This window comes from Bombilactobacillus apium, from assembly GCF_013385145.1.
Taxonomy (GTDB): domain Bacteria; phylum Bacillota; class Bacilli; order Lactobacillales; family Lactobacillaceae; genus Bombilactobacillus; species Bombilactobacillus apium.
Genome location: NZ_JABZEC010000013.1, coordinates 1 through 11896 on the forward strand (window position 1 = coordinate 1; position 11896 = coordinate 11896).

An 11896-nucleotide genomic window follows, 5' to 3' on the forward strand; every position below is an offset into this window, starting at 1 on the left:
GTAACAAGACCGCTTAAAGCGGTCAACAAAAGTGGCAAATGCATGGCAAAAGCCAGCGCCTTGAGATATAGGGCTTACAGCCCTAGAGCAAACTACCTGTTTGACGGGTAGTTCTGATTGTGGAATAACTACTTAGGGTTGAACCTGAGGAGTGGTAGTAGTTGTTGAAGTTCCTCCCGCTTTCGGTTCAGTTGCTGGAGTCTGTTCTGAGCCATTGCTTGGTGAAGTAGTTTCCGGAGAAGAAGAACTATTATTCCTAGTAGCAGTTGAAGAATTGTTAGCTTCACCTGTTGTTTCCGTGACGGGAACTTCAGAATTCGTACTACTGTCCCGATTTTGATTGCTAGGAAGGGTTGTGGCTGAAGAGCCGCCTCCCATTACGCTTGTGCTTTGATCAGGAGTCGTTGTCGTGGTGGAAGAAGGGGAGCTATTTTCTGTTGCGGTATTTTCACTACTTTCACCGAGATGCTTCTTGATTCCATAACCATTTTGTTTTCCGAAATAGTGATCCCAGAAAAGTTGGTAATTTTTACTACTACCACCAATCCCAAATTTTCGAGACAAGTCTTGGGCGTGACCGTTATAGAAAAGACTAGTAGTGGTTTCCTGATTCAGTTGGGCTGGATAACCGTTATAAGTTACAGTTCCCGGTTTGGTACCTGTTTCTTTGAGAACCTGCTGGGAAACAACTCCACTAGGACGAGACATCTTGGACTCCGTCCGGAGAAGGTTGGGATCGGTTTGAGCAACATTATTCATTAAGTTAGCCCATAGTTCTTGGTTGATATCTGTTGAATTTTCCTGAAGATTATAATTATGCCCGTAAAGATTATCATAACCGGTCCAAGAAGCCAAAGTTAAACCAGGGGTGCTACCAATGAACCAGTTATCGCGAAAGTCATTGGAAGTCCCGGTTTTACCAAAGGTGGATTTAGAATCAAATTCTAATTGTTGTGGTAATTGCGATGCTGTTCCTGTTTTAACGACTCCTCGGAGCATCTTTTGCATAATATAACTGGTTGCCGGAGTGAAGACCCGCTTTTTATGAATGCGATGTTGATAAATAACTTGGTTATCGCTATCAGTGATTTGGGAGATGGAGTAAGAAGCAGTATGTTGACCTTGATTAGCAAAAGTGGAAAAAGCACTGGCCATCTCGTTGACGGTTAGTCCGTTCTTAGTCCCTCCTAAAGCTAATCCCAATTGGCGATATTCGGAATCTTTAAGTTGCAGCCCCATCTTTTCCAAATAAGATTTAGGATTGGCTTTCTTTACAACTTGATTATATAAATTAACGGCTGGTAAATTAAGAGATTGCGCCAAGGCCTCATCGGCAGCAACAAATTTATTTTCAATAGTGCGACCATAATCCGTTGGCCGATATTTACCAAATTTAGCTTTAAAATCGGCTAACATAGTTTTACTACCGATTAATCCCTGATCAATTGCTGGCCCGTAGACCAATAAAGGTTTGATGGCTGAACCAGGAGAACGTTGAGTATCAAAAGCATGGTTAGTCTGATTGTCATTAAAGTCTTGTCCACCAACAAAACTTAAAATAGCACCCGTCTGATTATCTAAAAGAACACTCCCATTTTGCACTGGTTCGTGAACACTAATAATTTTTCCCGTATTGGGATCAGTGGCCTGATAGCTATGCGTAGTACCTAATTGATCCTTATGTTGATCAAAGGTTTTCTGCATGTTTTCATAAAGATCTTTGTTGATTGTTGAGTAAACGTGGTAGTTATGAGCCCGCATCTGTTGATCGGCTTTTTGATAGTAGACTTGGTAAAGATCTTTATTTTGTTGGACCTCTCGGTAAGAAAGATTGTCTTCTTGAGCTAATTGCTTCATTAATTTAACCCGCAATTGGCTAGTTAAAAGATTATATAGATAGCCATACTTAATTTTATTGCTCGGGGCGCTTTCGGGTTGAGCAAATTGTTCTTTAAGATCGACTTTCTTAGCCTCTTGATACTGTTTTTGCGAAATGTCGCCATTGCGATACATCCGAAATAAAACTACATTTTTCCGTTTCAGTCCTAAGCTAAGATCATCTTTAAGCTGCCCTTGATTATCATAGGGAGTATAAACTGAAGGACTTTGAGGTAAGCCCGCGATGAAGGCCGCTTGAGCCAGAGTCAAATTTTCAGCAGCGGTGTTGAAAATTCCTTGGGCGGCAGCCTGGACACCAGCAATATTTTGTCCTTTATTATTTCGCCCCAGAGGAACAGCGTTAAAATAAGCTTGGAGGACTTGATCCTTAGAAAAGTGTTTCTCTAAGCGCATTGCAAGCAAGATTTCGGTAGCTTTTCTTTTCCAAGTTGTTTCCGAAGATAGAATTTGCATTTTGACCAATTGTTGGGTCAAGGTCGATCCTCCAGTTTGAGTTCCTAAACCGGTAACTTCTGAGGCGATCGCTCGAATTAAAGACTTGGGAACAAAACCTCGGTGTTGATAGAAGTTTTCATCTTCAGTAGCAATAATTGCTTTTTTGAAATTGGGAGAAACGTGTTGAAAGTCGACCTTTTTTCGAGTCACGTCGCTGGGGACACGTTCCATTTTGACATGATTGGCAAAATAGAGGGTGGTAGATTGATCAACATTTTCAATTTTATTTTGAAGACTAGCAGAACTAGGAATCGGTTCTTTATTAATTAATGCCGCTAAGTAGCCTGTGCTGAGTCCTAAAATTAACCCTAAAACTAAAATTAAACCGACGATCAAAGCTAAAAAAAGTCGCCGGATAATGCTAAGAGTTAAATTGATTTTACCTGCTGTGGTTGTTGGTAAATCAGCGGGGTTGACAACTGTTGGATGTTGCTCATCTGACTGGGAGTCAATAAACTTATTGCGCCAGTCATCATAATTTGAACGTTCATGTTTAGCCAAAAAAAAACCTACCTTACATAGTTAAAACAGAGTTAAAGTTCAGAGATTTGTTTACATTATATAACAAGTCCAGATATCTGTAAGTAATGTTTATTTTAATTTTATATCTCACTGGGTAATGAAAAAATTGAAGCTAGGAAAAAGGACTCTAGAAGTGTAATTTGTTGGAAAGTATGTTATCATCTGAATAACGTCTTGAACTAACGCTTGGTGATTTTTCGCTGAGCGTTTTATTTTGATATCGAGGTAAAAGTCATGATGAATCAAGAAACTAAGCGCGCGATTTATATCTTAATTGTGGGGAATTTTTTAGTTTGTTTAGGGATTAGTCTGGTAATTCCAGTCGAGCCGTTCATTAAGAAAATGTACCATTTATCAACTACAGATATGGGAATCATGGTTTCACTTTACGCTTTTGCCCAATTTATTGCTTCACCAATTATTGGCCGAGTTTCTGATAAAATTGGGCGAAAAAAGGTGATTGTGGGAGGGCTTTTCCTGTATGTGATTTCAGAAGTGGTTTTCGCCTTATCCAATCATCTTTTTTATTTTGATATTTCTCGAATTATTGGGGGACTTTCAGCAGCCTTGTTTGTGCCGACTTCCATGGCGATGGCCTCTGATTTAACCGAGAAGAAAGAACGGGCTCGCGTAATTGGCTGGTTATCAGCTGCTTTTAGTGGCGGTCTGATTTTAGGCCCAGGAATTGGGGGAGTTTTAGCCAATTTCTCTTATAAAACCCCTTTTTGGGTGGCCGCTGTTTTGGGCCTAATCAGTGCGATCTTTACCGCCTTTTATTTACCTGATGAACCTGTAGAACAGTTAAAGCATACGGTTAAAATTAAATGGCGCGAATTTTTGACACCAGTTTTGATAGTGTTGTTTGCAATGATCCTTATCTCTTCTTTTGGTTTACAAGGTTTTGAAAGTATCTATAGTATTTATGTCAATCAAGTTTTTGATTTTACAATGGGAACCATTGCCCTAGTTTTAACTTTGAACGGGGTTCTATCGCTGTTCTTCCAAATTGTGGCTTTTGATTGGATAACGCGAAAATTAGGTGAATTAAAGTTAATTGCGATTTGTTTTTTGAGTGGTGCAATCGGGACTTTTTGGATTACGCAAGCTCACAGTCAATTAGAGGTTATCATTGCTACTTTGATTATCTTTTGTGCCTTTGATTTGTTGCGTCCAGCGATTACGACGCTCCTAACTAAAACCAGTCAAAGCAATCAAGGACTCATTAATGGGGTGAACATGTCTTTAACCAGCGTCGGTAACATTATTGGCCCGATTATGTCGGGGATGTTGATGGATTGGAATTCACATGTCCCTTACTTGGTGGTGGGAGTTATCTTGTTACTTTCCTTTTTCATGACTTTAGTCGTCCATCGGGTGGAATTAACTACCCAGGCACCACAAGATTAATAGTAAAAATAAAGTAATTATTAAAAGAAAAAGGAGCTGGATGAAAATTTTATTTTCACCCGGCTCTTTTTTGATAGTTGTTTGTTATTTTGGGGAAAAATTTATTGGAGGGGAGTTAAATCAGCAATTCTGTAAATTAAATAGTTGATGGTTGGTAAGGAAGATAGGGGACGTTTCTGTTGCAAAAGGGTCCAAGTCCAGCTGGGATTTAAAATCGTTGAAGTTGGCTGCGGGTTGGCAGCTAAGAGATTTTGGAGCGGATACCATCCTTGACCATTAAGTTGACACCAACTTGCTCCGAGGATATCTTGCAGAGCAGTGATTCGGTAGAGATTGTGGGTCTGTAAACTACCTCGATAGGGACTAGCTTGATTGGGAGCGAGATGCAAATTTCGGTCGGAAGCAAGATAGGAAAGGGTGACCGGTTGGCCTAGATAAGGCAGTAATTGTGCTTGATGATTGGTATTAATGACTCCTTGAGCAGCAATAAAACGATTAGTGCCAATTTGTAAATAGGTTGTGGTTTGATTAAGATTAATAATTTGATTAACATGTATTGGAGTAGTTGGAGCTAAATTACCTTTTTGAGGAGCCCCGGGATAGGGATTTTCCCAGATCGGGGTTGCTTGAAGATTGGCGTAAAAAGCCTGGAAATCAGTGGTTTGCTGTTGCACTTGTTGCTTTAACTTTTGATAATAAGCGGCAGCTCCAGGATAATTAGTGACAACACCATCGATTGGAAGATTAACTAACCAGTTCCATTTTTGGGGATTTTCGTTCATTTCATCCCAAACATAGACCTTTTGGCCCAAATCGTGAAGCTGTTTGACTAAGGTTGGCGTGATAATTTCAGAAGAAAGGTTGACTGCGGTACTTGTCGCAAAAACTTCAAAATCCAGGCGTTTTAAACTTCCCGCAATAAAAATCCGAGGAATTTTGGGAAGAAGTTTTTGCATATTTTGTAAACTGGCTAAGGAAAAAGAGTGGACCATCACCCGTTTTTCCAGATGGTGTCTTTTAATGGCCGCGACCAGCAGGGCTTCCATATCCTGAGGATTTCCGGATTTAGTTTTTTTAGTTTCGATTAGAAACTTAACTTGTGGTTGGTTTTGGTAGTGATCAAAGAGCTGATCTAGAGTATAAATATTTTGACCATTATGCTGTTTGAGGGCCGTTAATTCTGCGGCTGAGTGTTCGGAAACAACCATATTATTACCGGTGACTCGTTCTAGGTTGCGATCGTGGGAAATGATTAATTGTTGGTCATTTGATTTATGAACATCAAGTTCAACCCATTGAGCACCGTTGCTAATTGCTGCATCAATACTCTGAAAGCTCTCTTCGGGAGCAGCTACGGGATCTCCCCGATGGCCGACAACCGTAAATCCGCTATTAAAAAGAAAAGTAAAAAATAGTAAAATAATTATTGGTAATTTTTTAGACAATGTTATAACCTCACATTAGGAGTGACAGGAATTATGGCTTATCAAACCTTGGATTTAATTGAACAAATTACGCGTAAGGATCAGAGTAAGTATTTTGAGTTGGGTAATATTTTTATGAATGGTCGAGCTGAATTAGCTGCTGAACGAAGCTTTATTCAAGAAGTTCGAATTTTAGAATTGAATATTCCCCGCTCAACGGCAGTTCAAGCCTATGAAAAGTATATTAATGATACCTATAAATTTCCAGAAGAAGATTTCGATCATTGGGAAGAATGGGCCAAACCAGAGGGTACAATTCTTACAGCGTTTCAGACTATTTTAAAGGCTAATCATATTAGTTAGAGGAAGAAGGCTTCAAGTTTTTGGAACAGTTGCATATCATGCATACCAATGATTTACACTCACATTTTGAAAATTTTCCACGAATTCAACGTTATATTGCTGACGAAAGGCTGCAGGATCAGATACTGAACCAAGAAACATTAGTTTTTGATATAGGAGATGCTACAGATCGCGAACACCCTTTAACTGAAGCAACTTTGGGTCAGGCTAATATTGAATGGATGAATCAAATTCATTATGATGCTGTGACTATCGGCAATAGTGAGGGGCTATACTATGATCATCAAATTTTGGAACATCTTTATGATCAAGCCAATTTTCCGGTTGTATTAGCTAATTTATGGGAAAATAATGGACAATTGCCGCACTTTGCTCAAGCTTATCAGATGTTGACAACGCGTCAAGGTACAAAAATTGGGGTAATCGGGTTAACGGCTTCCTACAAGCGGACTTATCCTTTAGTACAGTGGGATGTTCATCCTGCCGCAGACGTTTTACCGAGTCTGCTGACAAAGTTGCGGCCACAAGTAGATATTTTAATCTTATTGTCCCATCTAGGTTTAAATCAAGATCGACAGCTAGCACAGACTTATCCAGAACTGGATTTGATCATTGGAGCGCATACCCACCATCTTTTGCCTCAAGGGGAGCAGCAGAGACATACTTGGTTAGCGGCGGCAGGTAAATATGGTGAACAAGTGGGAAATATCTACCTAGATTTGGAGAATCACCATCTACAAACGGTTCGAGTTAAGACGACGCCAGTTACAGAGATTAATAGTCAACCAGAAGATCAAACTTGGATTTTAGAACAACAAAGAAAAGGAGAACGTTTGTTAGAAGAACAAGTTGTTGCTACTCTGCCGGTTCAATATGAACGTGTTCCTGCTCCTCATTCAAGTTTAGACTTAACTTTTCAAGCGATGGAAGAGTTGACTAATTGTCAGATAGCTTTGCTGAACACGGGTTTGTTTTTAACGACTCTCCTCGCTGGTCCAGTTACGGAAAATGATTTACATCGACAATTGCCACATGCAATTCATGTTATGAAAACTACTTTAAGTGGACAAGATTTATGGCGTTTGGCAATGGAAGTGGAAAAAAATCGAGGCTTTTTAAGTAATTTTATTCAAAAAGGGATGGGCTTTCGGGGAAAGTTCTTTGGTGATCTAGTCTGGGACGGGTTAGAGGTTGATCCACGAACTCGCCAAGTTTTTTATCAGCATCAGCCACTCCAGCCAAGTCAAAAATATCAAATTGCTTTGCTAGATCATTATCTATTTATTCCCTTTTTCCCGACGATCGAAATTATGGGAGAAAATGAAATAATTTATCCAGACTTTTTAAGAACAATTGTCAGTAAATATCTACAACGAACTTTTGGAGGAGGCGAAAAACGTGACGACAAAACAGGTAAATAAGGTAGAGTCAAAAAAGCAGTCACTACTTAGTAAAAGTATTGAGCATGCTTTAGAGGTTACTGATAATGAAAATTCAGAAAAATTAGCCTTAGCCATGGTTGAGCAGGTCAGCGATACGCATTTAAAAATTAATAATGATAGCTATTTATTAGTCAAAGATCATGCAGCTGGTCTAGATTTAAAGAGATTAGCGATGCGTTATAATAATGTTTTAAAAAAATATGATTATATCGTTGGTGATTGGGGATATGGTCAATTACGTTTGCGTGGATTTTATGACGATCATCGCCCGCAAGCAAAGATTGATCAAAAAATCGGAACTTTGCAAGATTATTTGTTGGAGTACTGTAATTTTGGTTGTGCTTATTTTGTTTTAGAACGTGAACATAAATTAACCAATATTCCGCCGCGTCCGAAGACCGGCCATCCTCAGCAGCGTTTCAAGCGCAGCAGTCTCCAGCGAAATTCTAAGAATAATAAAAAGCAAAGTAATCCTAAAAATTCCAATGTTCGTAATAAAAAAGCCAAAAAAATTACGATCAACAATAAATTTCGAATTCGAAAGATTAATAATCGAGGTAAATAATGACACATTATGCTGCTTATTTAATTGATCTTGACGGAACTATTTATCGTGGTCAAGAGCAGATTCCCGCTGCTCAGCGTTTTATCCAACGCCTTCAAGATCAACATCAGGAATTTGCTTTTTTGACAAACAATACAACCAAAACACCGGAACAAGTGGTGGCTAATTTAGCCCAGAACCATCAGATTAAAGTTCAGCCAGAGCAAATTATTACTCCTTCTTTAGCTACAGCGCATTATTTACAGGAACAAAGCCTGGAACCGTTAGGAGAGAAATCCTGTTATATTATTGGCGAAAGAGGCTTGAAACAGGCTCTTGGAGACACTGGATTAAAATATAATGAATTTGACCCTGACTATGTAGTAGTCGGGCTAGATAGTGATGTGACTTATCATAAGTTTGAGTTAGCAACATTAGCCATTAAGCGAGGTGCTAGGTTTATTGGGACGAATGCGGATACCAATCTGCCTAATGAAAGAGGTCTGGTCCCTGGAGCAGGATCCTTAGTTTCCTTAGTGGAAACTACGACTCAGCAGCGAGCAACTTATATTGGTAAACCTGAACGAGAGATTGCCGATTATGCCTTGAACTTGAAGGGCTGGGATCGGGCCCGGACAGCAATTATTGGCGATAATTATCATACAGATATCCAATGCGGCTTTAAGGCCGGTTTAGATACCATTTTAGTTTATACGGGAGTTAGTACCCCCGCTGAAGTTCAACAAATGCCAACCCAACCGACTTATGAAATCGCGAGTTTAGATGACTGGAATTTATAAGGAATGATGGCTAATCTATTTTTTTGTGCTATTTTATTAGCCTGGCTAGTTGGAGCTTCATTTACGCTAACTGTTGGTATGAGTTCCTTGATCTTTTGGTTTGATTCTCGTTATCTAGAATTAAATTTAGTGAGTGATCGAAGTCTAGTTCAAGTTGAGAGGGGATTTCATCAAGTTTTAGCTTATTTAACTACTCCGGGATCAGGATCACTAAAGTTGACAAATTTTGCTCTATCGGCAGCGGGCAGAAGTCATTTTCAAGAAGTTAAAATCATTTTTTATGTATTGTTTATTTTAACCTTGATTAGTGTTTGCGGTTTGCTGTTTTTTGGCTGGCGGAGACAATTACGAGCTCGATTACGGATTAACTCTACTTTTTTATGGAATTTGATTTGGTTACCAATAATTATTGCAGTTATTGCCAGTTTGGATTTTGATAGCTTTTTTATTGAGTTCCACCGTTTATTATTTCGGAATACTAATTGGCTCTTTGATCCAGTTACCGACCCAATTATTAAAATTCTACCAGATACTTTTTTCTTGCACTGTGCATTAGTTTTATTGTTATGGTTTGGAATTTTATGGCTGGGACTGTGGCTATATCAAAAGTCTTCTGGTGACAGAAAGAAAGATCTAAAAAAACATCTTACTCAATTTTAGGGTAAGATGTTTTTAGATTTTAATTTAAAATAGCTAGCTATTTACTAGTTTTTCGAGAACGTAGAAGACCCACAATCGCCGGAATAACTGAGACAAAAATAATTCCTAAAACAATCATTGAGAAATGTTCTTGAACGAAGGGAAGATTGCCGAATAAATGTCCGCAAACTAAGCAAATTAAGACCCAAATTAAGGAACCAATAATGTTGTAATGAAAGAAACGACCAAATTTCATCGCTCCTGATCCCGCAACAAAGGGAACAAAAGTCCGAATAATGGGGATAAAACGTCCTAAAGCGATAGCCTTTCCACCATGACGATCGAAAAACTCTTCGGCCTGCTGGAGGTATTCTGGTTTAACCAACTTGTTAAACCAACTTTTTTGCTGAAGCCAGTGATTTAAGTGTTTACTGATAAAGAAGTTACAGGTATCACCACCACAAGCAGCAACTAAAAAGAGGACAAATAATAGATAAATATTGAGCCCACTAGCTTGATTAGCGGCTAAAGCGGCAGCCGCAAAAAGAAGGGAATCTCCGGGTAAGAAAGGGAGGATCACCGCACCGGTTTCGATGAAGATAATTAGGAATAAAATAACGTAAGACCAGTGGCCAAATTCGTTAACCATTCCTGCCAAGTGGCGGTCAACATTCATCACGAAATCGAAAAGTTGCATAATAAATTGCATAAATTACCTCTCTAAATTTAATGGTTAATAGTATTTTAAACATTATTCAAAGATTTGGAAACCACGAACTTATTTAGTTAAACATAGAAGAGCTGTGACCGAAAGCTTTTTGTTCTGGATAAAGGTCTTGAATTAAGCTATTAACGGCAATTGGACCTTCACTAAATCCAAGGGCGATTAGTCGTTGTTTACCTGGATAAGTAACGGCATCACCAGCAGCGTAGATTTGAGGAAGGTTAGTTCGCATTTGGGAATCAACCTTGATGAAAGGACCTTGAAGGTTTAGTCCCCAAGATCTTAAAAGGCGTGAGTCCGAAGTAATACCGTAATTGACAAGTAATTTATTAACTATTAGCTGATGTTGGGTACCCGTTTTGACGGTTTTATAGTTCACTTGTAGCTGATTGGAAGCTAGGGGATGTAAGCCTTCAATAATTTCCGGAGTTAAAAGTTCGACTGTCGATTGTTGAAGTTGTTCCACACTAGATTCTAGAGCGCGAAATTGATTTCTCCGGTGAAGGAGATAGGTTTTTTGAGAAATTTGATTAATTTCTAAAGCCCAATCAATTGCAGTATCACCCCCACCAGCGATTAAAACCGTTTGATCTTTATAGTCTTCTAAATCTTCAACAAAATAGTTTAATTGGTGACCTTCAATTTCTGGGGCGTAATCAAAAGCTAGTTTTCGTGGTTGGAAAGGTCCATTACCAATAGTAATAATTAAAGCTCGAGCACGAAGAGCTTCTTGATTAGTCTTTATTTGGTAAAATTGATTTTGAGAATCCCAAGTAAAATTTAACATTGTCGTATTCACAAGTTTGGGGTAATTGAACCTTTCGGAGCCCACCAATAGATGATCGATTAATTCTGATCCTTGAACATTAAATTGCCCGGCGACATCGTATAAATGCTTTTGAGCATATAAGTTTTGGGGTTGACCACCTAAACGGGGCATGCTTTCTAAAAGAACCGTGTCTAAAGACCGCATGCGGGCATAAAAAGCCGTAAAGATTCCGACTGGGCCGCCACCAACGACGACTAAGTCATAAATTTTATCTGACAAAATATTCACCTCAATAATTTATTCTGTAATTATCCAGTAGAGCTTACTCTATGTTAATCTTTTCTGGGAGGGATTTTAAGAATGAACTTACAAGTCGGCCAGATTGTTACAGGGAGAGTTACGGGTCTGCGCTCTTATGGAGCCTTTGTCCAGCTGGATTCGAGCACCGTTCAAGGACTAATTCATATTTCTGAATTTACCAATGGTTATGTTTCGCGAATCGATAAATTAGTGCACTTAAATCAGCTCGTTCGAGTACAAATTTTAAATATCGACCCCTATAATGGGGCAATTAGTCTTTCCTTAAGATCTCTCAAAACCCCTCCTTTGAAGAAGCAAGTTAATGCTCATAAACACTATTGGGCCAACCATCCTGAACATCTAGGTTATCAAAGTATTGCCCGAATTAAACCGGTTTGGATTCAGGAAGCTCTGCGGGATTTGAAATAAATTTCAACTTTTTTTGAAAAAGTACTTGCCAGGGAGAGAAAAAGTTGATAAGATATCTTCTGTTGTCAGCGAGGCGAAGAGCTAAGCGATGAGGGCCGAAAAAAAGTTCTTGACAAGCAACAAGACAGATGATAAAATA

Annotated in this window: 11 protein-coding genes; 7 read left to right on the forward strand and 4 right to left on the reverse strand. The window is 39.0% G+C overall.

Features of this window, described 5'->3' with window-relative positions:
- Positions 1-132: 132 nt before the first annotated feature.
- Complete coding sequence (locus tag HU830_RS08615) at positions 133-2895, reverse strand: transglycosylase domain-containing protein (protein WP_176943348.1); 2763 nt, start codon at positions 2893-2895, stop codon at positions 133-135.
- Between the two features lie 258 nt (positions 2896-3153).
- Between HU830_RS08615 and HU830_RS08620 the strand changes: the two genes are divergently transcribed.
- Positions 3154-4323 (forward strand): MFS transporter, encoded by a 1170-nt coding sequence (locus HU830_RS08620; protein ID WP_176943357.1) that lies wholly within the window; start codon positions 3154-3156, stop codon positions 4321-4323.
- Positions 4324-4424: 101 nt separating this feature from the next.
- Here HU830_RS08620 and HU830_RS08625 read toward each other — a convergent pair whose 3' ends face one another.
- Entirely contained in the window at positions 4425-5768 is a 1344-nt protein-coding gene (locus tag HU830_RS08625; RefSeq protein WP_194946755.1) for a glycerophosphodiester phosphodiesterase, read from the reverse strand.
- 33 nt (positions 5769-5801) lie between these two features.
- On the opposite strand from HU830_RS08625, the gene HU830_RS08630 reads away from it, so the two are divergent.
- Genes HU830_RS08630 through HU830_RS08650 form a run of 5 tightly spaced genes read left to right on the forward strand, consistent with a single transcriptional unit; the run spans position 5802 to position 9556 of the window.
- A complete protein-coding gene (locus HU830_RS08630) occupies positions 5802-6110 on the forward strand; it encodes a hypothetical protein (protein ID WP_176943349.1) in 309 nt (102 codons plus the stop codon).
- Between the two features lie 20 nt (positions 6111-6130).
- Entirely contained in the window at positions 6131-7531 is a 1401-nt protein-coding gene (locus HU830_RS08635; protein ID WP_176943350.1) for a bifunctional metallophosphatase/5'-nucleotidase, read from the forward strand.
- A complete protein-coding gene (locus HU830_RS08640; protein ID WP_176943351.1) occupies positions 7509-8117 on the forward strand; it encodes a YutD family protein in 609 nt (202 codons plus the stop codon). Before HU830_RS08635 ends, HU830_RS08640 begins: the two co-directional genes overlap by 23 nt.
- Complete coding sequence (locus HU830_RS08645; RefSeq protein ID WP_176943352.1) at positions 8117-8896, forward strand: TIGR01457 family HAD-type hydrolase; 780 nt, start codon at positions 8117-8119, stop codon at positions 8894-8896. The genes HU830_RS08640 and HU830_RS08645 overlap by 1 nt, the downstream gene beginning before the upstream one ends.
- A gap of 3 nt (positions 8897-8899) precedes the next feature.
- Positions 8900-9556: a TIGR01906 family membrane protein gene (locus HU830_RS08650; protein WP_176943353.1), complete on the forward strand. Its 657-nt coding sequence runs from the start codon at positions 8900-8902 to the stop codon at positions 9554-9556.
- Positions 9557-9593: 37 nt separating this feature from the next.
- Here the strand turns inward: HU830_RS08650 and HU830_RS08655 are convergent, their stop codons facing one another.
- Positions 9594-10235 (reverse strand): VTT domain-containing protein, encoded by a 642-nt coding sequence (locus HU830_RS08655; RefSeq protein WP_407647505.1) that lies wholly within the window; start codon positions 10233-10235, stop codon positions 9594-9596.
- 82 nt (positions 10236-10317) lie between these two features.
- The gene (locus HU830_RS08660; RefSeq protein WP_176943355.1) at positions 10318-11307 is read right to left on the reverse strand and encodes an NAD(P)/FAD-dependent oxidoreductase; all 990 of its coding nucleotides are present in this window, start codon (positions 11305-11307) and stop codon (positions 10318-10320) included.
- An 81-nt stretch (positions 11308-11388) separates the two neighbouring features.
- On the opposite strand from HU830_RS08660, the gene HU830_RS08665 reads away from it, so the two are divergent.
- Positions 11389-11757: a CvfD/Ygs/GSP13 family RNA-binding post-transcriptional regulator gene (locus HU830_RS08665; RefSeq protein ID WP_176943356.1), complete on the forward strand. Its 369-nt coding sequence runs from the start codon at positions 11389-11391 to the stop codon at positions 11755-11757.
- Positions 11758-11896: the final 139 nt, after the last annotated feature.

What these genes read in the sequence shown, in the direction of transcription:
- HU830_RS08620 (WP_176943357.1), top strand. Translation starts at nt 3,154, where the DNA reads ATGAATCAAGAAACTAAGCGCGCGATTTATATCTTAATTGTGGGGAAT.
- HU830_RS08630 (WP_176943349.1), top strand. Translation starts at nt 5,802, where the DNA reads ATGGCTTATCAAACCTTGGATTTAATTGAACAAATTACGCGTAAGGAT.
- HU830_RS08645 (WP_176943352.1), top strand. Translation starts at nt 8,117, where the DNA reads ATGACACATTATGCTGCTTATTTAATTGATCTTGACGGAACTATTTAT.
- HU830_RS08665 (WP_176943356.1), top strand. Translation starts at nt 11,389, where the DNA reads ATGAACTTACAAGTCGGCCAGATTGTTACAGGGAGAGTTACGGGTCTG.
- HU830_RS08650 (WP_176943353.1), top strand. Translation starts at nt 8,900, where the DNA reads ATGATGGCTAATCTATTTTTTTGTGCTATTTTATTAGCCTGGCTAGTT.